The organism is Streptosporangium amethystogenes (assembly GCF_000721075.1).
Taxonomy (GTDB): domain Bacteria; phylum Actinomycetota; class Actinomycetes; order Streptosporangiales; family Streptosporangiaceae; genus Streptosporangium; species Streptosporangium amethystogenes.
The window spans coordinates 52,844-75,492 of record NZ_JOEQ01000013.1; the positions used below are offsets into that span (position 1 = coordinate 52,844).

Here is a 22,649-nt window from a genome sequence, read left to right on the forward strand (position 1 = left end):
TTCTTGTCGGGTGACTGCGACCAGCCTGCCCGTCGGCGCTCAGCAGCCGGTCAGCAGCCGGTCAGCGGCGGCTGAGCGGCTCTGCCGGCAAGGACCCACGCGAGGCGGCCGGATAACATTGGGTGACATGACCAGCGAGGCGACGGCACGAGCGGTGACCTTCGGTGTGCTGGGTCCGCTGGAGGCTTCGGACGAGCACGGTCCGCTTCCGCTGAAAGGTCCCCGGCACCGAGCGGTACTGGCGCGGCTGCTGATCGCCAGGGGCGGGGTCGTCCCGGTCGGCCGCCTCGTCGACGATCTGTGGGAGCGGCCCCCGGACGGGGCGGTCGGGGTGATCCAGACGTTCGTCTCCGCGCTGCGCCGCGCTCTGGAACCCGACCGTCCTCCCCGGCAGCCCGCCCGGCTGCTGGTGACGGCCTCCCCCGGCTACGCGCTACGGGCGGAGCGGCGGTCGGTGGACGCCTGGCGGTTCGAGGCGGCGGCGGGTGCGGCCGGCTCGCTGCTGGCGGCGGGGCGGGCCGGGGAGGCGTTGGCCGGCCTGGAGGAGACGCTGGCCCTGTGGCGGGGGCCGGCGTACGCGGAGTTCGCGGAGGAGCCATGGGCACGCGGAGAGATCACCCGCCTGGACGGCCTGCGGCTGCTGGCCGTGGAGCGGCGTGCGGAGGCCCTGCTGGAGCTGGGGCGGGCCGCCGAGGCGGTGCCTGACCTGGAGGCCCACGCCGCGGGTCATTCGCTGCGCGAGGACGCCTGGAGGCTGCTGGCGCTGTCGCTGTACCGGTCGGGCCGGCAGGGCGACGCCCTGGCCGTCCTGCGCCGGGCCCGGGAGGTGCTGGTCGGGGAACTGGGCGTGGATCCCGGCCCTGGGCTGCGAGGGCTGGAGGCCGACATCCTCGCCCAGGCCCCCCACCTCGCCGCCCCCGCCAAGGCCGGCGGCGACACCGGCGTCATGCTGTCACCGCGGGAGGCGGCGGTGTCGTACCCGGCGCCCGCTGATCCCGCCGGACGGCCGTTCGTCGGACGCGCGCGGGAGCTGGATCAGCTGGAAGAGGCCGCCGCAGCCGCCGTGCGGCAGGGCAGGCCCGCCCTGGCCCTGGTCTCCGGCGACGCCGGCGCGGGAAAGACCGCGCTCGCCGAGGCGCTCACGGGTACGCTGACGGCACGGGGCTGGACCACGGCGTGGGGCCGCAGCCCCGAGCACGACGGGGCGCCCGGCACCTGGCCGTGGACACAGATCGTCGAGAACCTGGCCGCCGCCGGGGCCGAGCCCGCCCCGGCCCTGGTTCCTGTGCCGGAGGGCACGGCGACCACACCGTCCGCGGCCCGGTTTCGCATGCACCACGCGGCCGCCTCCTATCTGGCCGCGGTAGCGCGGCGAGCACCGGTGATGGTGGTCTTCGACGACCTGCACCGGGCGGCGGCGGAGACCCTGGACCTGCTGGCCACCCTGGTCACGGAACCTGCCGCCGGGCCGATACTGCTCGTCGGGACCTACCGGGCCACCGAGATCTCCCCCGCCCTGACCGACGCACTCGCCGGGTTCGCCCGCGTGGAGCCGGCCCGGGTGTACGTGGGCGGCCTGTCCGAGGCGGCCACGGGCGAACTCGTCCGTGCCGTCGTCCAGCGGGACGTGGACGCACGGACCGCGCAGGTGATCCACCGGCGCAGCGGCGGCAACCCGTTCTTCGTCCGCGAGCTCGCGCGGCTGGTCAACACCGAGGGCCCCGCGGCGCTCGACGCCGTTCCCGCGGGCGTGCGGGACGTCATCCGCCACCGCCTGGAGGGGCTGCCGCAACCGGCACGGGCGGTGCTGCGGCAGGCGGCCGTGATCGGCCGAGACATCGACGTGGACGTGCTGATCGCCCTCGCGGCAGACGAGGACCTCGTGGTCGACGCTCTGGAGTCCGCACTGCTCGCGGGCTTTTTGACCGAGCGGGAACCGGGCCGGCTGCGGTTCGCCCACGCCCTGGTGCGCGACACGCTTTACGACGACATCTCCGGGCCACGCCGGGCTCGCTGGCACGCCGCCGTCGCCGAGACGATCGAACGGCTGCACCCGGACGACATCACCTCACTCGCCCACCACTTCGGCCACGCCGAGAGCCGGTCCACGGCCGCCCGAGCCGCCCGCTACGCCCGCGCGGCGGCGCTGCGGGCCGAGCGAGGATTCGCCCCGCACGAGGCGGCACGGCTGTGGCGGCAGGCCCTCGCCGCCCACGACCGGGCAGCGGAGGGTGACGTGCGCAGCCGGCTGGAGGCGGTCATGGGCATGGTGCGGGCACTGGCCGTGACCGGCTCCCTGGAAAGCGCCAGGCAGTACCGCGCGGAGGCGATCACCACAGCCGAGGAACTCGGCGACCCGCAGCTGACCGCCGAGGTGATCAGCGCCTTCGACGTGCCCGCGATCTGGACCCGCAACGACGACGAGGACCTCGCCCGGCAGATCGTCCATGCGATCGAACGCACGCTGACCGCCCTGCCCGAGAGCCAGGCGGCACAGCGCAGCCGTCTGCTGAGCACCCTCGCCCTGGAACTGCGCGGCGTCCCCACCGACCGTGGACTTCGGGCGGCGCGGGAGGCGGAGGCGATCGCCCGTCGGCTGGGAGACCCGGCCCTGCTCGCCCTCGCCCTCAACGGCCGCTTCATGCAGGCCTTCCAGCAGGCCGGAATGGCCCCGCGACGTGCCCGGATCGGCGACGAACTGGTTGATCTGGCCACCCGGCACCACCTGGTGACCTTCGAGGTGCTCGGACACCTCATCCTCATCCAGGCCCACTCCGCGCTCGCCGACTTCGTCACGGCCGACGCGCACGCCGCTGCCGCGGACCGTCTCGCCGAACAGCACGACATCCCCCTCGCGGGTGTGTTCACCCAGTGGTACGCCGCGCTGCGGCTGGCCGTCACCGGCCACCTGGCCGAGGCGGAGGCCGCCTACCGCACCGCGAGCACCGCACTCGCCGGCAGCGGTATGCCGGGAATGGAACAGGGCATTCTCCCGCTCGCCCTGCTGTGCCTGCGCATCCAGCGGGGCGAGAGGCCGGCAGCGGACGAGGAGGCGGACTGGGGCCCGTACGCGCCTTGGGCCCGCCCCCTGCTCCTGCTCGCCGCGGGCCGCCGCGGCGAAGCCGAAGTGGCCGCGAAGGCCCTCCCCGACTCACCCCTCGACCTGCTCTACGAGGTCCGCACCTGCCTCGCCGCCCGGACCGCCGTCGGGATCGGCGACCGATCGGCGATGGAGCGTGCCTACGCCCGACTACGGCCCGCCTCGGGGGAACTGGCCGGAGCGGGCAGCGGCCTGCTCACCCTCGGCCCGGTAGCGCTTCACCTCGGCGATCTCGCCGTCGCTCTCGGATACCGCGACGAGGCCGCGGACCATTACCGGCAGGCGCTGACGATCGCTGACAAGGCCGCCTCGACGCTCTGGACGACCGCCGCCCGCGACGCACTCGACCGCCTTGACAGCGGACGACCGGACACGCCTCTCGCAAACGGTCGCCAGTGAGAGTGGCGTCTGTGACAACGGCCGGGTTCGGCCCGGCGCACGTGCCCGATCTTCGGTGTTGACAGGCGGCCGCCGGGTGCGTGTAATGGTCCCGGTGTCGCGTGACGCCGGCCAAAGAGCAGTGGGCCGGTCGGCGATCGGGCGAGCACCCTTCACGCGGAGGATCCGCCATGAGTTCGTACTCAGCGCCCTGTACCTGACGTAGCGCGATCGCACGTCGTCTCCCGCTCTTCGAGTTCCGAGCCCCGCCATGCCTGCCCTGGGCTTCCGCACCGCGTCAGGCCGTCAGCGGCGGCCCGCTGTCCACGTACGGCGAGAGGCGTAGCGGTCGCTCCGTGCCGCGCGTATCACCGCCATCCACCATCACCGCAGTCACTGCGGATCCACACACTTTTTCCGGAGACAGAAAACCGTATGCCCATGTCTTTCCACCAATCGGTCATCGAGGAGTTCCGCGCCAACGGAGGGAGGGTCGGTGGCCCCTTCGAAGGCGGGGATCTCCTGCTGCTGACGACCATCGGCGCGAAGTCGGGGACGGAGCGGACCACTCCTCTCGGCTACGTCCGCCACGGCGATTCGCTGCTGATCGTCGGCTCCAACCTCGGTGCCCCGTCTCACCCCGGCTGGTACCACAACCTGCTCGCCCATCCCGTGGTACGGGTGGAGGTCGGCACCGAGACCTTCGAGGCACTCGCGGTTCCCGCCGAAGGGGCGCGACGCGAGGAACTGTTCGGGCATGTCGTGCGGGCGGCACCCGGCTACGGCGACTACCAGGTCCAGACCCCCCGGCTCCTGCCTGTCGTGGTGCTGGAGCGTGCCGAGGGCATCACCTGACGGAGCATCGGAGAGAGCGTGTCGCGAGCGCTCGGCCGGTTCCGGTGGGGAACCGGCCGAGCCCGTGCGCGCCGATGTCCCTCAGGCCAGCAGCCGCTTCGCCTCTCCCCGGTTCTGGGCCAGTTCGCGCACCGCGCTGCCCACTCCGGTCAGCACCGCCGTACGCTCGGCGGGGTTGTGCCGCAGCGCGCGCACGGTCGTGCGGGCCAGGCCGTTCACGGCCAGGGTCTCCCGCGGATCCCTTATCCGGGAGTACACCTCCAACAGGCGGAAGACCGCCTCACCCCGTGGCGACGAATTCACGCTCGCCGAGGCGGCGCCCACCTGTCGACCGCGTGGGTCGCCTGCCCCGACGCCCACCACGCCCGCGCCTCGGCCGGCGGCCGAAGCATCGCCGAACGGCGGAACGACTCCCTGTCGGAAGGTGTTTCCGCCGGTCGCGACGGTGGCGTTGGAGCCGGCGCCGACCGCGGTCAGCTGGACGCCGGACCGGGTGACGATCTCCGTCGCACGTCGGCGGGAACCCGGTAAGTGCGTCTTGACAGAACAATCATCCAATAGCAGATTGGTCGGCCAGTCCCGGTCTCCCCCTTCCCCCGCAGGTCCGGTAACGGTTCGCCCTCCATATCTCCTCGGCGGGTCGGCGCGAAAACCTGACCGCCCTGTTCGTCACTGACGGAGGAATCTTGTCTTCCATCCGGAACACCGACGTGGTGGTCCCGGCCGACCCGCTCGCCCCGCCCACCCTGGACGACCCGTCGTACGGCCGCGCGACGTGGCATGCCGTATGGGGCGTGTAGCTTCGTGGAGATGCAGCGAAAGCCGAATCTCGAAGCCCTGTGCCGGCGCCTGCAGGCAGGTGGGAACCTGCCCGGGCATCGGCTGCGGTTCGGCTCCGGCACCGAGGGGATCGAGCGGCTCGAGGCGTCGCTGGTCGGTGAGGCGTTCTCACCACACCGCCACGACACGTATGCGATCGGGATGACACTGCGGGGTGTGCAGACCTTCCGCTACCGCGGTGAGCTGCGGCACTGCCTGCCCGGAGAGTGGCACATCCTGCACCCCGACGAAACCCATGACGGCGCGGCGGGCACCGACGAGGGATTCGGCTACCGGATCATCTACATCGACCCTTTCCTCATCCAGGAGGCGCTGGGTGGAAGGCCGCTACCCTTTGTCGCCGATCCTGTCGTCAGGCATCGCGACGTGCATCCGTCCCTTCTCGCGTCACTGGCGGACATCGACGAGCCGCTGGGCGACCTCGAACGTCTCGAGGTCGCGCTCCTGGCCGCGGGGATGCTGGAAAGGCACTCTTCCGCGCCGGTGAGGAAGCGGGTACCGCTCGCCCTGGAGCCGCTGTCACGCGTACGGGACCTCATCGCCGACGATCCGGCGGTCAGGCACACGGTTGAGGAGTTCGAGGATGTCTCGGGCCTGGACCGCTGGACGATCGCGCGTCAGTTCCGGGCCGCGTTCGGCACCAGCCCGACCCGTTTCCGCACCATGCGGCAGCTGGACCGGGCACGCCGGATGCTGGCGGGCGGCGTGCCGTTGTGCGACGCCGCGCTGGGGGCTGGCTTCGCCGATCAGAGCCACATGACGCGGATGTTCAAACGGGCCTACGGCCTCACGCCGGCGAGGTGGGTCGCCGCGCTCGCCGGTGTCACAGCCCACCCGTGACGTTGAGGGCGGCACCGGTGACGGTCACGATCGGGTACGTGGTCATTCCTGTGCTCCCCGGGTCGATCCGGTCCTGGCCTCGATCGCGCGGACGACGGTCACCATGTCCGAGTGGTGATGCCCCAGCGCGAGCGTCTCGCCGAACAAGGCGTGGCAGACGTCCAGCAGCGGCGAGGCCAGGCCGGACTTCCGCGCCGCCTCGGCGATGAGCCGGTTGTTCATCAGCACGTCGGCGACCGACGCCTGAGCGCTGAAGTCGCGCTCGACCAGCTTGAGCGCCTTCACCCGCGAGACACCGCTGGCCATCGGGCCGGAACCGAGCACGTCCAGGAGCAGGCGCAGGTCGAGGCCGTGGCGGTCGGCGAAATGCACGGCCTCCGCCAGGCCGGTCACCATGGTGATCAGGAACAGGTTGACCGACAGCTTCATCAGCAGCGCGGAGGGAACCGGCCCGCACACCACCGTCTCGTGGCACATCGGCCGGAACAGCGGGCGAACCTCCTCGATGGCCGCGAGCCGGCCTGCCAGCATCGCCACGAGCCGCCCGGCCTTGGCGGGGTCACGCGATCCCGAGACCGGGGCCTCGACGTAACCGCCCCCGGCGGCGAGGATGTCGGCCTCCAGTCCCGAGGAGTAGTCGGGTGAGGTCGTCCCCATGTGGACGATGACGCGCTGCGCGACGTTCGCCTCGAACCGGGCTGTTCCGCGCTCCAGCACGGAGTCGATCGCGGCGCCGTCGGCCAGCATGAGGAACACGACGCGCACCCGCTGGAACACCTCGGCGGGACTCGTCACCACCTTCGCGCCGGCCGCCCGCAGCGTCTCGCTTCTGCCGGTGGTGCGGTTCCAGACGACGAGGGGCGTCCCCGCGCGGACCAGGTTGAGGGCCATGGGCTCTCCCATGAGCCCAAGACCGATGAAACCAATCTCCATCCACTGCACCTCCGGCCATCTCCGCTGCGAGCAACGTTCTAGGCCAAGGCGCCGCCGACGGTCTTGAACGATTGTGCCGCCAAGGCAAGGTTTCATAGCTGTAACTTCTAGTTGACAGCAGATTCATCTGTTGGGCTTCTGGCCGGTGAGCGGCCACGCCGGTGGGCGCCGAGGTCCAAGACATCGAAAGGAATCCATACCGGAGTACGAGAAGGCCATGCGGCCCGAAGACATCACCCGCCTGTTCGGCGAACGGCCCAGCACCGGTGACACGGCCGGAGTCGCCGCGCTCTACGAGGAGGACGCGGTGATGGCCCCCTCTCGGCGGCCTGACGGTGGGCCGGGAGGCGATCCGCGCGCTCCAGGATGGCCCTGGTGAGCACGCCCCTTGGCTACGGGTGCACGGGCAGGTCGCGCGGGCTCGCTCCGGCCTGGCCTGGCCGGTGGACGTCGCCCAGGGCGGCGCGGATGTCACGGAGGTGGGCGGTGGCCTCGACGGCCTGGGCGCGGGTGAGGTCGGCCAGGCCGAACGAGCTCTCGTTGAGCGCCTCGGTCGCCTGCCACGCCAGGGTCTGCCCGGCGGAGGTGATCCTGGCCAGGACCACGCGCCGGTCGTCGGGGGAGACACGCCGTTCCACGAGCCCGCGCTGCTCCAGGCGGGTGACGACGTTGGTCACGGAGGCGGGGTGCACCATCAGCCGCTCCCCCATCTTTCCCATCGGCAGCGCCCCCCGTGCGAACGCCAGCAGTTGCAGCGCCTCGTAGGCGGCGAAGGTCAGGCCGTACGGCTTGAGGGTCTCCTCGATCCGGCTCAGCAGCAGTTGCTGCACCCGCATGACGGAGGTGACGGTGGCCATGTGGTCGGCATGTTCCGGCCAGCGGGCGTTCCACTGCCGGTGAGCTTCGGCGATGGAGTCGAAAGACGGTGAACTAGGCACCGGTTCACGGTACTTGACCGGATCCCGATCCCCTATGTACTTTAATGCCAAAATATTTGATGTCCAAGCATTTATTACTCTCCAGGAGAGTCCGGTGCCACGCTCCGACGACCACTCCCGCGTCAACGACTCGCTGCACGTTCCCGCCCACCCGGTGCGTTTCGTCACCGCCGCCGCGCTGTTCGACGGGCATGACGCGGCGATCAACATCATGCGGCGGATCCTGCAGGCGCAGGGAGCCGAAGTGATCCACCTGGGCCACAACCGCTCGGTGCGGGAAGTGGTCGACGCGGTCATGGAGGAGGACGCCCAGGGGGTGGCAGTCAGCTCCTACCAGGGCGGGCACATCGAGTACTTCGAGTATCTCGCCTCGGCGCTCGGGCAGGCCGGGCTGGGACACGTCCAGATCTTCGGCGGCGGCGGGGGCGTCATCGTGCCGGAGGAGATCGCCCGGCTGGCCGGGTCGGGGGTGCGGATCTTCTCCCCCGAGGATGGCCAGCGGTTCGGTCTACCGGGAATGATCAATCGGCTCATCCGTGAGTCGGACGTCGATCTCGCCGCGCGGCCGGCGCCGGTCGAAAGCGTGCTGGCGGGTGAGCGGACGGCGCTGGCGCGCGTGATCACCTGCCTGCAGGGCGGGACACTTCCGGAGGCCGACCGGCGGGTACTGGCGGACGCGGCGGCCGGTCGCCGGGTGCCGGTGCTCGGCATCACCGGCACCGGTGGGTCCGGCAAGTCCTCCCTCACCGACGAGCTGGTACGCCGGTTCCGCTCCGATCAGCAGGACAAACTCCGGGTGGCCGTGCTGGCGGTGGATCCGACCCGGCGCCGTGGCGGCGGCGCGCTGCTGGGCGACCGGATCCGGATGAACACCCTGGACGGCGACCGCGTCTTCTTCCGGTCCCTGGCCACCCGGGGCGCCCGCGAGCTGCCCGAGAACATCGGAGCGGTGATCGAGGCGTGCAAGGCCGCCGGATACGACCTGGTGATCCTGGAGACCCCGGGCATCGGCCAGGGCGACGCCGCGATCGTCCCTCTCGTCGACGTCGCACTGTATGTGATGACGCCCGAGTTCGGCGCGGCGTCCCAGCTTGAGAAGATCGACATGCTGGACTTCGCCGACGTGGTGGCGATCAACAAGTTCGAACGGCGTGGCGCGGCCGACGCGCTGCGCGACGTGTCACGGCAGCTGATCCGCAACCGGGAGGCTTTCGGCGCCCGGCCCGAGGACATGCCGGTGTTCGGTACCAGCGCGGCCACCTTCAACGACGACGGTGTCACCGCCCTCTACCAGCACCTGAGCGGCCTGCTGGCCCAAGGCGGCCTGCCGCTCCAGCCCGGTGTCCTGCCCGAGGTGAGCGGCCGCGCGTCCACCGGCGCGGCCCAGATCGTCCCACCCGGCAGGATCCGCTACCTCGCCGAGATCGCCGAGACCGTGCGCGGTTACCACGCCGACACCGCCCGGCAGATCCAGGCCGCCCGGCGCCTGCAGCGGCTGACCGAGGTGGCGGCCGAGCTCACCGGACCGCCCGCCGCGGCCGTCGCCGAGCTGGCCGAGGCGGCCAGAGCCGACCTCGCACCGGCGAACGCGGAGCTCATCGACGGCTGGCCGGCGGTCGTCGAGGCGTACTCGGGCCAGGAGCAGGTGGTGCGGGTCCGCGACCGGGAGTCGCGCACCCGGCTCACCCGCGAGTCGCTCTCGGGCAGCACGATTCCACGGGTGGCGCTGCCGCGCTACACCGACCACGGGGAACTGCTGCGCTTCCTGCGGAGCGAGAACCTGCCGGGCCGTTTCCCGTTCACGGCAGGGGTCTTCCCGTTCAAGCGCGAGGGCGAGGACCCGGCCCGGATGTTCGCCGGTGAGGGAGACGCCTTCCGTACCAACCGGCGCTTCAAACTGCTGTCGGCCGACAGCGAGGCCACCCGGCTGTCCACCGCGTTCGACTCGGTCACCCTGTACGGCCGCGACCCCGGCCAGAGCCCCGACGTCTACGGCAAGGTCGGCACCTCCGGCGTGTCGATCGCGACCCTGGACGACATGAAGGCGCTCTACGACGGGTTCGACCTGTCCGCACCGGCCACGTCGGTGTCCATGACCATCAACGGTCCCGCCCCCACGATCCTGGCCTTCTTCCTCAACACCGCCATCGACCAGGCGATCGATCGCCACCGCGACGCGCACGGGCGCGAGCCCTCGCCCGAGGAGGCCGCGGAACTGCACGCCCGGACACTGGCCACCGTGCGCGGCACCGTGCAGGCCGACATCCTCAAGGAGGACCAGGGCCAGAACACCTGCATCTTCTCCACCGAGTTCTCACTCCGGATGATGGGCGACATCCAGGAGTGGTTCATCCACAACGGGGTGCGCAACTTCTACTCGGTGTCGATCTCCGGCTACCACATCGCCGAGGCCGGGGCCAACCCCATCAGCCAGCTCGCCTTCACCCTGACCAACGGCTTCACCTACGTGGAGTCCTATCTGGCCCGGGGCATGAACATCGACGACTTCGCACCCAACCTGTCGTTCTTCTTCTCCAACGGCATGGATCCCGAGTACAGCGTGCTCGGCCGGGTCGCGCGGCGGATCTGGGCGGTCGCGATGCGGGACCGCTACGGCGCGAACGAGCGGTCACAGAAGCTCAAGTACCACATCCAGACCTCCGGCCGGTCGCTGCACGCCCAGGAGATGGATTTCAACGACATCCGTACCACGCTGCAGGCCCTCATCGCGATCTACGACAACTGCAACAGCCTGCACACCAACGCCTACGACGAGGCCGTCACCACCCCCACCTCCGAGTCGGTACGCCGCGCCCTGGCCATCCAGCTCATCATCAACCGCGAGTGGGGCCTGGCGATGAACGAGAACCCGTTGCAGGGCTCGTACATCATCGACCAGCTCACCGACCTGGTCGAGGAGGCCGTGCTGGAGGAGTTCGACCGGATCAGCGAGCGCGGCGGCGTGCTCGGCGCGATGGAGACCGGCTACCAGCGTGGCCGCATCCAGGACGAGTCGATGCGCTACGAGCAGCGTAAACACGACGGCAGCCTGCCGATCATCGGCGTCAACACCTTCCGCAATCCCGACGCCGACGCCCGCGACGCCGGGCCGGTGGAACTCGCCCGTGCCACCGAGGACGAGAAGCGCTCCCAGCTGGAGCGGGTCGGCGCCTTCCAGGAACGCCACCGCGAGCAGGCGCATGCCGCACTGGCCGCGCTCAAGGAGGCCGCCCACGACGGCGAGAACATGTTCGCCGTACTGATGGACACCGCCCGCGTCTGCAGCCTGCAGCAGATCACCGACGCGCTCTTCGAGGTCGGCGGCCAGTACCGGCGCAACGTCTGAGACACCGCGGTCCGGCCGGGGTGCCCGGTCAGGCGCCCCCCGGATACCTGACCCGCCTCGTAGGCGGCGGGTCGCGCGTTGCGGGGACTTCACAACAACCCAGGACAGCTACTGCAAGAATTTGATGGGCAGGCGCAGCTAAAGAGCAAGATTACGAAACTATTTCGCACGAGTCTTGTCGGGTGGGGTTCGGGGGTCCTAATGTCGCCTCACCTCAGGACGGTCGCTCCCTCGGGCGTCCTTGGGCGTTCACCCCCCGAGAGAAACGAGCATGCGATGTCACGGATCAGCACAGGAACCGCGGCGAGGTGGTCCGGCAGGCCACCGCGGAGGGCCGCGGTGACGATCGCGGTGATGACCGCGGCCGCCGTCGGTCTCAGCGTCGTGCTCGGCGGCCCGGCCCTTGCCGACAGGAACGCGAACGGAGCCTCGGCGCCCGCGGTGACCCGCGCCGGCCTCGACCCGTCACTCGTCGCGGGCCGGGGAGCGAGCGTCGACTTCGCCGAGCAGGAGGCGGAGAACGCCGCGACGAACGGCACGGTCATCGGCCCGGACCGCACCGCGTACACGCTGCCGTCGGAGGCGTCGGGCCGCAGAGCGGTCAAGCTGACGCCCGGTCAGCACGTCGAGTTCACCCTGCCGAGCGCGGCCAACGCGATCACCGTGCGCTACAGCATCCCGGACGCCCCCGACGGCGGCGGCATCACCGCGCCGCTCAACGTCACGGTGAACGGCGGGGCCAGGAAGTCCATGACCCTCACCTCGCAGTACGCGTGGCTGTACAACCAGTATCCGTTCTCCAACGACCCGAACGCCGACCTGCTCCACCCCGACTGGTGGATCACCGAGTGCGCCTGCGTGCCCACCGCCACCACGCCCACTCCGGCGATCACCAAGCCGTTCCGCCCGAGCCACTTCTACGACGAGCAGCGTCTCCTGCTCGGCAGGACCTACCGCGCCGGCGACCGGGTGCGGCTCACGGTTCCCGCTGGGAGCAACGCCGCCTGGACGGTCATCGACCTGCTCGACTCGCACCTCGTCGGCGCTCCGCACGTCAGGCTCGTCGCGGCGAACGTGCTGGCCTTCGGCGCCGACCCGCTCGGGCGGCGCGACTCCGCCGACGCGTTCGACAGGGCGATCGCCTTCGCCAAGGGCAAGCGTCTCAAGGTCTACATCCCGCCGGGCACCTACCAGGTGAACCGCCACATCATCGTCGACGACGTGACGATCGAGGGCGCGGGCAACTGGTACACGATCATCAAGGGCCGCGAGGTCACACTGCCCGCGCCGGCCCCCGACGGCTCGGTGCACACCGGCGTCGGCTTCTACGGCAGGGACGCCTCGGCCGGTGGCAGCGACAACGTCCACCTGTCCGGCTTCGCGATCGAAGGCGACGTCCGCGAACGCATCGACACCGACCAGGTGAACGGTGTCGGCGGGGCGATGAGCGACTCGACCGTCAACGGCCTGCACATCCGCCACACCAAGGTGGGCCTGTGGTTCGACGGGCCGATGACGAATCTGAAGATCACCAACAACGTCATCGTCGACCAGATCGCCGACGGTCTCAACTTCCACACCGGTGTCACGAACTCGGTCGTGTCGAACAACCTCATCCGCAACTCCGGAGACGACGGCCTGGCGATGTGGTCGGAGAAGACCTCCAACGCCGGCAACACCTTCGACCACAACACCGTGCAGACGCCCGTCCTCGCGAACGGCATCGCCATCTACGGCGGCACCGACAACACCGTCTCGAACAACCTCGTCGCCGACCCGATCCGGGAGGGCAGCGCCATCCAGGTCGGCTCCCGCTTCGGGGCCGAGGCCTTCGCCGGGCACCTGTGGGTCAGGGACAACACCACGGTCCGGGCCGGTACATACGAGCTGAACTGGAACATCGGCCTGGGAGCCATCTGGTTCTACGCGCTGGAGAGGAACATCGACGCCGACATCCAGGTGGTCGGCAACCACTTCCTCGACAACACCTACAACGCGATCATGCTGGTCAGCGACTGGCCGGTGAAGGACCTGTACTCGATCACCAACGTCCACTTCAAGGACATCAGGGTCGACGGCACCGGTACCTCCGTGGTCAGCGCCCGGGTGAAGGGCTCGGCGTCCTTCGAGAACGTGGACGCTCGCAACGTCGGCGCGGTCGGCGTCAACAACTGCGGGGCGTTCAACTTCCCGTCCACCGGCTCGGAGTTCTCGCTGACGGACCTCGGCGGCAACGACGGGGGCGGCACCACCGGCCCCTGGCTCGCACCATGGGAACTGCCGAACACCATCACCTGCGACGACCGTCCGCCGGTCGTCGCGCCTCCGGTCCCGTCCCCCTGGTGAGGAACCGGCGGGCGTCGGGACCGAGCAGGCCGTAAAGCGGGAAAGCCCACCCCCGGATCTTCCGGGGGTGGGCTGTTCGCCGTGATGGACGGTTATCGCAGGACGGGGTGGTCCCGAACCAGCGGGGTGGCGCCCCACCACCGGCCGAGGCCGAGGGTGTCGCCGGCCTGAGCCATCGCCAGGCCGACCAGCACGACGGCGTAGACGAGGTGCTCGTCCATGAAGGGGTTGGTGGTCAGCGGCAGTTCGGCCGCCCACATCAGGAGCATCATCAGCCCGCCGGTGGCGGCGGCGATCCGCAGACCCGCCCCCGCGATGAGGGCCGCGCCGATGCCGAGCAGGCCGAGCATGAACAGCCAGTCCACCCAGCCCTGCCCGGCCAGGCCGCCGAACAGGCCGCCGAGCGCGTTCTCCCCGGTGCCCTTGAGGAACCCGGTGGTGGGGCTGCCTCCGGCGATCCACGCCCGCTCGGCAGGGGTGGCGAACCCCCAGCCGAAGGTCTTGTCCAAGAACGCCCACAGGAACACCCAGCCCAGGGCGATGCGGGCGATCGCCCACACGTAGTCGACCGGGCGCCTCGCGGCGGCGGGGGTGACGGGGGCGGGGGCGGGGGCGGTGTTCATGACCGGCCCGGTGTGAACTCGTCCGTGAGTGGTGGCCATGACGGCTCCCCTTTCCTGTGGTGTCTCCCGGTTTCTGTCGCACCCTCATCACATCGTTTTTCGGAGCCCGGACGCAGTGCCGTACGACTCGCACCGAGGTCCCGGAGGTCCCGTTCCCATGGGACTTTTGACCCTCCGGGCACCGAAGGCGCCAAGGCACGGATCAGGCGCCCCCGTCCGGCCTGCCGAACCCCCCTCCCGGATCGGGGACGGCGGAGTTCCACGAGCGCTACCTGCCCCTCACGACACAGGCGCGAAAACGGCCTGGCGAGGGCAGGCGCACCCGCCCTCGTGGCACGCTGACGAGCACCTTCGCCCGTCCTCAACCGGTGAGCAGCGCCGCGACCGCGCCGGTCGCCGCCGGATGCCGGGTGAGCAGCTCACCCACCGCCGGGGCCGCCGCGATGCTCACGGCGCTCGTCGGCCACTCCCCCACGCAGCCGAGCAGCGCCGCCACGGCGTCGCACGCCTGCGGGTGCCCGGCCAGCAGGCCGGCCACCGGCCCGCCCGTCGGCCGGGCCGGCACCGCGGACAGGGCCGGCCTCTCCCACGGCGCGACCCACTCGTCGAGCTCGGCCAGCGAGGCGGGGAAGGTCCTGCCCGCCTCGCGCACCAGCACCGGGACCAGCTCCAGCGCGTGCCGGCGCAGCGTCGTGATCAGCGTCGGCAGCCACGGCAGCAGGACCTCGTCGGGCAGTCGCGCGAAGGCCTTGGACAGCACCTCGACCACGAACGGCGCGAGGGCGGGAAAGGGTTCGAGCGCCTGGACGAATCCGCTCAGGTAGAGCGGGAAGGAGGGGATGACGAGCGGGTTGGCCAGCAGCTCGTCACACCGGGCGCGCAGCCGGGCCTGCGAGAGCAGGCCCAGCTGGGTCTGGGCCGCCCACAGCAGCGCCATCTTGGCCGGCTCCTGCGGATGCGCCTGCCGCACCGCCAGCTCCAGCTGGACCCGGTCACAGCCCAGCGACAGCGCGAGGCTCTCCATGGAGAACAGGAAGCCGAGCATGGCACCGACCTGGCGGACTCCGGTGTCCTCGTCCACGAAGGCGGTCGGCAGCAGCGTGCAGTAGTGCGCGTAGCCGGCCGTGACGAACGCCTCGCACCAGGCCGGCAGGCCCGGCTGGGTGGCCCGGTAGTGCGCCAGCAGCCTGCGGATCCGGCGCAGCACCTCGGGGGCGTCGTCCACGGTGCGCTCGGCCGCCAGCAACTCCACCGCGCGGTTGCCGAGCTCGTCGGCGAAACGGCGGCCGCCCAGGTAGAGGATGGCGTCCTCCACCGCCGCCAGAGCGACCCCCGCACCGGCCTGGGGCTCTCGCACCTTGCGGCGCAGGCGCTGTTCCAGCACCTGCTCGACGGTGACGCCCTCGTAGCCCAGTTCGACGATCGACCGTTGGTGGCGGCCGATCGCCAGGTCCCAGCTCTCCTGGATCGGCCGCTCTCCCAGGCGGCGCGCCCCCATGATGGGCCGGACCGCGCCCTCGGGCAGCAGCTGGCGCAGTACCCACAGCAGGTCCGAGCACGGCACCAGTTCGGGATCGGCCCGCAGGTCCAGCAGCGCCCGCTGCTGGGTGCGCCTGCCCGGGTCCAGCCCGAGCGGTTCCAGCCGGTCGTACACGTCGCGCGCCAGTGGCGGGAGCGCGTCGTAGCCGACCTCGCCGATCCGGTCGCCTCCCAGGAGGATCTCGCACAGGCGACGGATGTCGCGGCGGCCCGGCACCACGTCCTTCTCGATGCACGTGACAGCCGCGTCCTGGAAGTCGTACGGCGTCGGCCTGGCCCGGTTACGCAACCCGGCGAGCAGGATCGAGGTCTCGAACACCGCGATGGCGTCGGCGGTGCTGGCCAGGTAGCCGTTACGGCGGGCCAGCCGCACGAGGTCGACACACCAGCCGCGCAGCTCGGCCTCGTCCAGGCCGTCCAGCACGGGCGGCGTGACCAGGAACCCCGACAGCCGGTCGGTGACCTGCTCCGCGGGGGCCGGCACCGCGGCCCGTACCGGGGTGGTCCGCGAGCGGGTACCCCGCTGCCCCCGCAGCCGGTACGGCGTAAGGCCGCCGCGCGTCGTCGCCTTGGCCCAGGTCGCCGCGGCGATCGACACCGACCCCTGGGCCAGGCCGAACTGGGCCTCGATCGCCGAGTGGCTGGAGGGGATCAACCCGTACAGCCAGCGCGTGGCCGTAGCAGGGGTGATGGTGTACGCCGGCGCGTCGGCCGCCAGGCCGAACTCGGGCACCGTGCTGACGGCGTGGAAGGCACCGCACACGTACAGACAGGTCGCCGGGTCGGCGCCGGAGACGGCCAGGTGCTCGCGGATCCGGGTCCACATGTGGCGCTCGCGTTCCTCGTCACCGGCCAGCCGCTCACCGCCGGGCCCCAGCCGCCGGAACAGGCTGCCGATCAGCGCCATGGCCTGCCGGTAGGTGTCGTAGTCCGCACCGGCCAGCGGCTGCTCGACGTACTGGTCCCACCACTCCGACCAGTGGCGGACCTTGCCGTGGCGCAGCAGGTGCTCCTCCAGCTCGGCGAAGCGCGGCCTCAGGTCGCCCACCTCGACACCCACGGCGTCGCCGTGCAGGTCGCCGTCGTGCTCGGCTGCGACCGGCTCGGCCTCCTCCTGGGGCAGCCACTGGAAGACGTGGTCGGCCGAGCGGTCGACCAGCACCAGCTCGACACCCGGGGTGTCCAGCGCGTAGGCGATGGCCTGGTACTCCGCCGAGGCCTCGGTCAGCGGCGCCACAACGCTCAGCGGGCCGGAGCCGGGTGGAAAGCCCTCCAACTCGGTGGCGAACGCCTGCAACGCCACCGGCAGCCGGCAGTTGCGCAGCTCCTCCAGCAGCGGCCGCAGATCCTCGCACAACTCCAGATAGATGACCTTGGGCTGCCTGTCGCGCAGCCGCCGCGTCATGGCCAGCGCGGAGGCCGGTGAGTGGTGACACACCGGGAATATCTCCAGCTCCTCGCGCAGCGCCCGGTCGACGTCGTCGACCAGGCCCGCCAGGATCTCAGACAGCGCGTCCGGACCACCGGCAAAGGCGGTGGCGGCATCCAGAAGCTGCCCGCGCAGGGCGGCGAAGGTGCTCATCACATCTCCTCGGGCATGGACACCCCGAGCTCTGGCTCTGGGCGGGAAACTCGGCGTGCTGCCAAGGGTCGCGGGGAGGAGGTCACGACAGCGTGGAGATCGCCTGGCGACCGCCTTCGAGGAAGTCCGTCCACTCCCCGCCCTCCTTCTTGCTGCGCGGCTCGACGACCCCGTGCCAGTACTTGTTCAGGATGGCCAGGTCCTCTGGGGTACGCCTGGCCAGCGAACCCACCAGGGCACCGCCCAGCGTCTGGGCGCGCAGGGTGCGATCACCGAAGAAGTTGCTGTGCAGGATGGCGTCCTCCAGCACACCGATCTGCTCGGCGGTCGACAGCGCCGACTCCAGCTTCTCGTCCTCGCTGGTGGCCGAGGCCGCCGCGGCGCGCAGGTCGGCGAAGCTCTGCAGCAGGATGTCCAGCAGGGTGGGCGGCAGGTCCAGCTCGATGCGATGGCGGCGCAGCAGCTCGGTGGTGCGGAAGCGGACGATCTCCGCCTCGCTGGCCTTGCTCGTCACGACCGGGATCCTGACGAAGTTGAACCGCCGCTTCAGCGCCGAGGACAGGTCGTTCACGCCCCGGTCACGGCTGTTGGCCGTGGCGATGACGGAGAACCCGGGCTTGGCGAACACGATGTTGTCGGTGTCGAGCTCGGGGATGGAGATGTACTTCTCCGACAGGATCGAGATCAGGGCGTCCTGCACGTCGCTGGTCGAGCGGGTCAGCTCCTCGAAACGACCGATCACGCCCTGCTCCATCGCCGTCATGATCGGCGAGGGGATCATCGACGCGCGGGACTGCCCCTTGGCGATCACCATGGAGACGTTCCAGGAGTACTTGATGTGATCCTCGGTGGTGCCCGCCGTGCCCTGGACGCCCAGGGTGGAGTTGCGGCAGATGGCGGCGGCGAGCAACTCGGCCAGCCAGCTCTTGCCGGTGCCGGGGTCGCCGATGAGCAGCAGTCCCCGGTCGGAGGCCAGCGTCACGATGCTGCGTTCGACGAAACTCCGCTCGCCGAACCACTTCTGTGGGATCTCCCGCTCCAGCCCGTCGGAGCGCTCGGAGCCGAGCACGAACAGTCGGACCATGCGGGGGCTGAGCCGCCAGGAGAACGGCTTGGGGCCGTCGTCGACCGACTCCAGCCAGTCCAGCTCCTCGGCGTACTTCACCTCGGCGGGCGCGCGCAACATCTCATTGGTCATCGGTGGAGAGCTCCTAGGTGAGAAAGTTCTTCAGCTCGAACACGAGCTTGCGGATGTGGCCGGAGATCACCGGCGTGCCCAGGTCCTTGAGCCGCTGGCGGAACCACGGATTGACGCTCTGCTGGCCGCCGCTGCTCACCGAACCCACCGGGATGAGCCGGACGCCGGAGCGGTGCAGCGCCTCCAGCCCGGCGAAGACGGCCTCGCACTGCCATTCGTAGAAATCCGAGATCCACACGACCACGGTGTTGCGCGGGTCGGAGACCTTCGGCTGTGCCAGGGTCAGCGCGGCCGTGCCGTCGGTGCCGCCACCCAGCTGGGTCCGGAGCAGCACCTCGAACGGATCGTTCACCCACGAGGTGAGGTCGAGCGCGCGGGTGTCGTAGGCGATCAGATGCACGTCCACCTTGGGCAGCCCCGCGAAGATCGACGCCAGGATGGTGCAGTTGACCATCGCGTCGACCATCGACCCCGACTGGTCGACGACCACGATCATCCGAGCCGGCGTGGTGCGCCTGGCGGTGCGCCGGTAGTAGAGCCGGTCGACGTAGAGCCGCTGGTCCTCGGGGTTCCAGTTGACGAGGTTCTTCCAGATCGTGCGCTCGACGTCGAGGTTGCGAAAGACCCGCTTGGGCGGCACCGAGCGGTCGATGGCGCCCACGCTGGTCTTCTCGACCTGCGTGCGCAGCACCTCGGCGACCTCGTCGACGAACCTGCGGATCAGCGCCTTGGCGTTGGCCAGCGCCACCCCCGACAGGTTGGCCTTGTCACGCAGCAACTGCTCGATGAGCGACATGCTCGGCGTGAGCTGCCTGGCCAGCGCCGGGTCGGCCAGAACCTCACGCAACCGCATGCGGCTGACCAGGTCGGCCTCCAGTCCCGCCAGCACCGAGGCCAGCTCACGGTCACCCGCGCCGCCGCCCCCACCGCCGCCCGCGCCGGCCGCACCACCACTCGTACCGCCGGCCTGGCGGCCGTCCTCGCAGCCCAGGGCCTGCTTGAACCAGCCGGCGTCCTGCTGCCAGGCCGCGAGCCGGGTCGCGGTGACCTCACCCGCCCCGGTGGCGAAGACGTTGAGCAGCAGCTTCGACACCAGAGCCGCCCTGCGCACCTGCTGGCCGGCCTCCTGCTCACCCGGCCGCTCACCCGGTTGCTCCCCCGGCGCGAGCAGGTCCCGGAACTCCGCGGCCAGCTCGGGAAAACGCTGCACCAGGGTGTCCACGGACACCGAGGGGTCGAGCAACGCCGCGGGCAGCCCGAGATCGTCGACGATGGCCACACTGGCGCTCTCCAGCGCGGGCTGCTCGTCGCTGTCGAAGAGACGGGCGAGCAGCCGCCAGTAGAGCACCTGGCGCCGGTTCTGCTCGGCGCTCGCCGTGCTGTTCTCGCTGTGCCGGTTCATCGTCTCAGCAACCGTCCGGCTCGTTCGCGCAGCACGGCGACCGCGTCCCCCGCCCTGGCCTCGGCCTTGACCACCTTGGGGTCGGTGGGTCCCATCGCCCAGTCACCGGTGTGCGCCTCGATCGTCTCGCTCTTGACCTTGGCCCGCACCGCGAGCGGCTGCAGCAACCAGCCGCCGCCGTCCCAGCGCATCAGCCCGATGCACTCCGAGGATCCGGCCACCAGTTTCGGCGTGAGCGGGCCGCAGGCGGGCAGCCCGTCGGTGTCGACGGCGAGCACGACGCCGCCCAGGTCGAACGAGCCGTCACGGGTGACCTTGTAGTCCGCCACCAGCACCGGCTCGGCGATGAGCACCGGGTGGCGGTCCAGGGGCGGCGCGGCCGGCGCGAGCGCCCCGGCGAGGGAGACCCTGGCCACCGCGAAGGCGTCGACCGGCGCACCGGCCCGCGCCCGATCGTCGTCCCACACCAGGTCACCACTGGCCAGCACGGGCATGTCGGTGATCTCCAGGCTGCGCCGTCCGGCGAGCGCGCTCAGCAACCGGGGATGGCGGTGCGGCAGCTTCCAGACGGCGGGGCCGACGATGGTGTCCACCTTGGCGGCGGCCACGCTGGTGCGCACCAGCCGGGCCCGGCCGCCGCCGGCGGGCTCCAGCACGCCGTGCACCTGCAGCTGTACGGCGGTGGCGTGCTCGTGCACGTCGACACCGAGGATCAGCAGCCGCCCCGACAGGCGCTCGGCCGCGACGCGCTCGCCGCTCTGGCCGCCCGCCCTGGCCAGCAGCAGGGCCCGGGTCCACAGATCGGCCCAGCGCCGTACGGGCAGACGCTCCATCGTGCCGATCGGGCAGCAGGCGCGCAGCTCGGCCGCCAGGCCGTCGAGCAGCACCGCCGGCCTGCGCTGCTCCGGCACGGCCAGCAGCGCCTCGACGGTCTGGTCCGAGGCCGAGACGAGGTCGTGGTCGACGCCGCGCCAGCCGGTGATGGCCAGCTCGCACAGCCAGGACCGGGCGGCGCCGAGCAGGTTGCCCGCGCCGTCCGCCTCGGGCTGCGCCGCCTGCCACGCGGCGCGTTCGCGCCCCAGCGCCGCGTCCAGCTCGGCCAGCAGAGCGTCGTGTACGGCGCCCAGCAGCGCGGTCCGGCCGCCTGCCAGCATCGTCAGATGCTCCTCGGCGATCGAGCCGGAGACGACCTTGACCGCGGCCTCCGCCGCCCCCTCGCCGATCGGGGTGAGCGCGAAGGCGCCGGCCAGGGCGGTCAGCGCGGCGGCGTGCTGCTCGGAGAGCCGGGCCAGCCCGTGCACCAGGGCCTCGTCGAAGCCGGTCACCAGCTCCAGCGCCTCCTCAACGCCGGCCGGCTCGCCGTCCCGCAGCCGGGTCAGCTGTGCGGCGAGCATCAGCGCACCATCCTCGTGGCCGGGAACCAGTGAAGCTCGGGGATCGGCATGGTGGTGTCGGGCAGCTCCAGGTAGGCCAGGTGGCGCAGGAAACGGCTGAACACCATGGCCGCGGGGGCGGGACCAAGGCCGCCGCGCAGGCAGTCGATCAGGTCGGCCCCCTCGGAGACCTCGGCCCGCAGGTAACGGGCCACCCGGTCGAGGCCGTACTGCAGCACGGCCTCGACGGTCAGGGCCCGCAGATGCTTGCACGGGGAGGAACCGGACAGGCCGCCGCACGGACGGTTGTTGTTGGTACTGCAGCTGTAGGTGTGGGTGGCCGCGGTGACGGAGGAGACGTAGACGCGGCTGATATCCGAGCCGCTCGACACGACGCCCTGCAGCCGGCCGTCCGCCAGCTCGACGAAGGGAACCTTCGCCAGCTTGCGGGGCCGGACCGGCGGCACCACCGGTACCCTGCCGCACTGCTCCCACACGGCCGTGCCGGCCGGTAAACAGTCGATCATGAACCGGGAACCTATCCCACCGCTCCGACAGAAATCCCGCAAAGGAACCACATCCGCGACAGGCCATCCGGCGCCCTGATTCGAAGACCGAACGTCCCCGGGGGATCTCCGGTGGTTACGACGCGGCTGTGGTCATCGGCCGCCCGTCGTCGACCTTGGGAAGGCTGTGGAGCGCTGGGCCACGAGGGCGTTGGAGCCGCTGTCGGGCCCCCTCATGGGCGGCCGGTCACCGGATACCCTGGACGCCGTGACAGAGCCACCACTGCGCGCGGACATGTTCGACGAGTTGTGCCCGTCAGACCTCTCCCCCGTCCGGTTCGGCGACAAATGGGCGGGGATGATCATTCGCTGCCTTGAGCGGGGGCCCCGCAGATTCTCCGAGCTACGCGTCCCGCTGCGTCGGGTCACCGCGAAGGTGCTCACCCAGTCGCTGAGGTCACTCGAACGTGACGGGCTGATCCTCCGCACCGCCCACGCCGGCCCCGTCCAGCGGGTCGAGTACGAGTTGACCCCTCTCGGACGCAGCATGCTCGAACCGATGAACGCGGCCTGCGAGTGGTCGGCGGAACACTGGGACGAGCTGCTGGAGGCCCGCGAGGCAACCACGCCGAACCGGATGGTCCGGTAGCACCTGCCGGTGACGTCCAGCTGGATCAGCCCCGCGTCGTCCTCCTCCGCTCCCAGACGACCCGGTCCTCGCCGATGAGGGGATTGCCGTAGCATCCGCCGAACATCCAACAGATTTGGTTGACCAGCAGAAACGTGGACCTGGGGACCGGTTGGTCATCCTGTGGCGGATGCCGAGGCGGCTTCGGCGTCGTACTCGCGG

Annotated in this window: 16 protein-coding genes; 7 read left to right on the top strand and 9 right to left on the bottom strand. The window is 70.9% G+C overall.

Features of this window, described 5'->3' with window-relative positions:
* The first annotated feature begins 127 nt into the window (after window positions 1-127).
* Window positions 128-3,499, top strand: a complete 3,372-nt coding sequence (locus IG98_RS0120345) for an ATP-binding protein (RefSeq protein ID WP_051752523.1) — start codon at window positions 128-130, stop codon at window positions 3,497-3,499.
* A 420-nt stretch (window positions 3,500-3,919) separates the two neighbouring features.
* On the top strand, window positions 3,920-4,333 hold the full coding sequence (locus IG98_RS0120350) for a nitroreductase family deazaflavin-dependent oxidoreductase (protein WP_245651639.1): 414 nt from the start codon (window positions 3,920-3,922) through the stop codon (window positions 4,331-4,333).
* 81 nt (window positions 4,334-4,414) lie between these two features.
* On the opposite strand, the gene IG98_RS50655 is transcribed toward IG98_RS0120350, so the two are convergent.
* A complete protein-coding gene (locus IG98_RS50655) occupies window positions 4,415-4,636 on the bottom strand; it encodes a hypothetical protein (RefSeq protein ID WP_157594427.1) in 222 nt (73 codons plus the stop codon).
* Window positions 4,637-5,143: 507 nt separating this feature from the next.
* On the opposite strand from IG98_RS50655, the gene IG98_RS0120360 reads away from it, so the two are divergent.
* Window positions 5,144-6,013 (top strand): AraC family transcriptional regulator, encoded by an 870-nt coding sequence (locus IG98_RS0120360; protein WP_084195523.1) that lies wholly within the window; start codon window positions 5,144-5,146, stop codon window positions 6,011-6,013.
* A gap of 42 nt (window positions 6,014-6,055) precedes the next feature.
* Here the strand turns inward: IG98_RS0120360 and IG98_RS0120365 are convergent, their stop codons facing one another.
* A complete protein-coding gene (locus IG98_RS0120365; protein WP_037970833.1) occupies window positions 6,056-6,946 on the bottom strand; it encodes an NAD(P)-dependent oxidoreductase in 891 nt (296 codons plus the stop codon).
* Between the two features lie 217 nt (window positions 6,947-7,163).
* Here IG98_RS0120365 and IG98_RS45070 point away from each other — a divergent pair, with 217 nt between their 5' ends.
* Entirely contained in the window at window positions 7,164-7,325 is a 162-nt protein-coding gene (locus IG98_RS45070; protein WP_245651640.1) for a hypothetical protein, read from the top strand.
* A gap of 13 nt (window positions 7,326-7,338) precedes the next feature.
* Here the strand turns inward: IG98_RS45070 and IG98_RS47095 are convergent, their stop codons facing one another.
* Complete coding sequence (locus IG98_RS47095) at window positions 7,339-7,884, bottom strand: MarR family transcriptional regulator (RefSeq protein WP_030914150.1); 546 nt, start codon at window positions 7,882-7,884, stop codon at window positions 7,339-7,341.
* A 94-nt stretch (window positions 7,885-7,978) separates the two neighbouring features.
* Between IG98_RS47095 and icmF the strand changes: the two genes are divergently transcribed.
* The gene (icmF, locus tag IG98_RS0120380) at window positions 7,979-11,230 is read left to right on the top strand and encodes a fused isobutyryl-CoA mutase/GTPase IcmF (RefSeq protein WP_037970835.1); all 3,252 of its coding nucleotides are present in this window, start codon (window positions 7,979-7,981) and stop codon (window positions 11,228-11,230) included.
* A gap of 339 nt (window positions 11,231-11,569) precedes the next feature.
* Window positions 11,570-13,576 (top strand): glycosyl hydrolase family 28-related protein, encoded by a 2,007-nt coding sequence (locus IG98_RS0120385; RefSeq protein ID WP_211264039.1) that lies wholly within the window; start codon window positions 11,570-11,572, stop codon window positions 13,574-13,576.
* Between the two features lie 92 nt (window positions 13,577-13,668).
* On the opposite strand, the gene IG98_RS0120390 is transcribed toward IG98_RS0120385, so the two are convergent.
* The 6 genes from IG98_RS0120390 to IG98_RS0120415 form a co-directional block, all read right to left on the bottom strand.
* Entirely contained in the window at window positions 13,669-14,238 is a 570-nt protein-coding gene (locus IG98_RS0120390) for a hypothetical protein (protein WP_030914159.1), read from the bottom strand.
* A 322-nt stretch (window positions 14,239-14,560) separates the two neighbouring features.
* The gene (locus tag IG98_RS0120395; RefSeq protein ID WP_030914162.1) at window positions 14,561-17,320 is read right to left on the bottom strand and encodes a DUF5682 family protein; all 2,760 of its coding nucleotides are present in this window, start codon (window positions 17,318-17,320) and stop codon (window positions 14,561-14,563) included.
* 82 nt (window positions 17,321-17,402) lie between these two features.
* Window positions 17,403-18,518 carry an ATP-binding protein gene (locus IG98_RS0120400; RefSeq protein WP_030914166.1) on the bottom strand — a complete coding sequence of 372 codons (1,116 nt, stop codon included), beginning with the start codon at window positions 18,516-18,518 and terminating at the stop codon, window positions 17,403-17,405.
* 13 nt (window positions 18,519-18,531) lie between these two features.
* Window positions 18,532-19,920: a vWA domain-containing protein gene (locus IG98_RS0120405; RefSeq protein WP_030914168.1), complete on the bottom strand. Its 1,389-nt coding sequence runs from the start codon at window positions 19,918-19,920 to the stop codon at window positions 18,532-18,534.
* On the bottom strand, window positions 19,917-21,314 hold the full coding sequence (locus IG98_RS0120410; RefSeq protein WP_030914170.1) for a hypothetical protein: 1,398 nt from the start codon (window positions 21,312-21,314) through the stop codon (window positions 19,917-19,919). The genes IG98_RS0120405 and IG98_RS0120410 overlap by 4 nt, the downstream gene beginning before the upstream one ends.
* On the bottom strand, window positions 21,314-21,820 hold the full coding sequence (locus IG98_RS0120415; RefSeq protein WP_051752525.1) for a hypothetical protein: 507 nt from the start codon (window positions 21,818-21,820) through the stop codon (window positions 21,314-21,316). The genes IG98_RS0120410 and IG98_RS0120415 overlap by 1 nt, the downstream gene beginning before the upstream one ends.
* Window positions 21,821-22,067: 247 nt before the next feature.
* Here IG98_RS0120415 and IG98_RS0120420 point away from each other — a divergent pair, with 247 nt between their 5' ends.
* The gene (locus IG98_RS0120420; RefSeq protein WP_245651641.1) at window positions 22,068-22,448 is read left to right on the top strand and encodes a winged helix-turn-helix transcriptional regulator; all 381 of its coding nucleotides are present in this window, start codon (window positions 22,068-22,070) and stop codon (window positions 22,446-22,448) included.
* Window positions 22,449-22,649: the final 201 nt, after the last annotated feature.

What these genes read in the sequence shown, in the direction of transcription:
- IG98_RS0120345 (WP_051752523.1), top strand. Translation starts at nt 128, where the DNA reads ATGACCAGCGAGGCGACGGCACGAGCGGTGACCTTCGGTGTGCTGGGT.
- IG98_RS0120350 (WP_245651639.1), top strand. Translation starts at nt 3,920, where the DNA reads ATGTCTTTCCACCAATCGGTCATCGAGGAGTTCCGCGCCAACGGAGGG.
- IG98_RS0120360 (WP_084195523.1), top strand. Translation starts at nt 5,144, where the DNA reads ATGCAGCGAAAGCCGAATCTCGAAGCCCTGTGCCGGCGCCTGCAGGCA.
- IG98_RS0120365 (WP_037970833.1), bottom strand. Translation starts at nt 6,946, where the DNA reads ATGGAGATTGGTTTCATCGGTCTTGGGCTCATGGGAGAGCCCATGGCC.
- IG98_RS45070 (WP_245651640.1), top strand. Translation starts at nt 7,164, where the DNA reads ATGCGGCCCGAAGACATCACCCGCCTGTTCGGCGAACGGCCCAGCACC.
- IG98_RS0120390 (WP_030914159.1), bottom strand. Translation starts at nt 14,238, where the DNA reads ATGGCCACCACTCACGGACGAGTTCACACCGGGCCGGTCATGAACACC.
- IG98_RS0120395 (WP_030914162.1), bottom strand. Translation starts at nt 17,320, where the DNA reads ATGAGCACCTTCGCCGCCCTGCGCGGGCAGCTTCTGGATGCCGCCACC.
- IG98_RS0120400 (WP_030914166.1), bottom strand. Translation starts at nt 18,518, where the DNA reads ATGACCAATGAGATGTTGCGCGCGCCCGCCGAGGTGAAGTACGCCGAG.
- IG98_RS0120405 (WP_030914168.1), bottom strand. Translation starts at nt 19,920, where the DNA reads ATGAACCGGCACAGCGAGAACAGCACGGCGAGCGCCGAGCAGAACCGG.
- IG98_RS0120410 (WP_030914170.1), bottom strand. Translation starts at nt 21,314, where the DNA reads ATGCTCGCCGCACAGCTGACCCGGCTGCGGGACGGCGAGCCGGCCGGC.
- IG98_RS0120415 (WP_051752525.1), bottom strand. Translation starts at nt 21,820, where the DNA reads ATGATCGACTGTTTACCGGCCGGCACGGCCGTGTGGGAGCAGTGCGGC.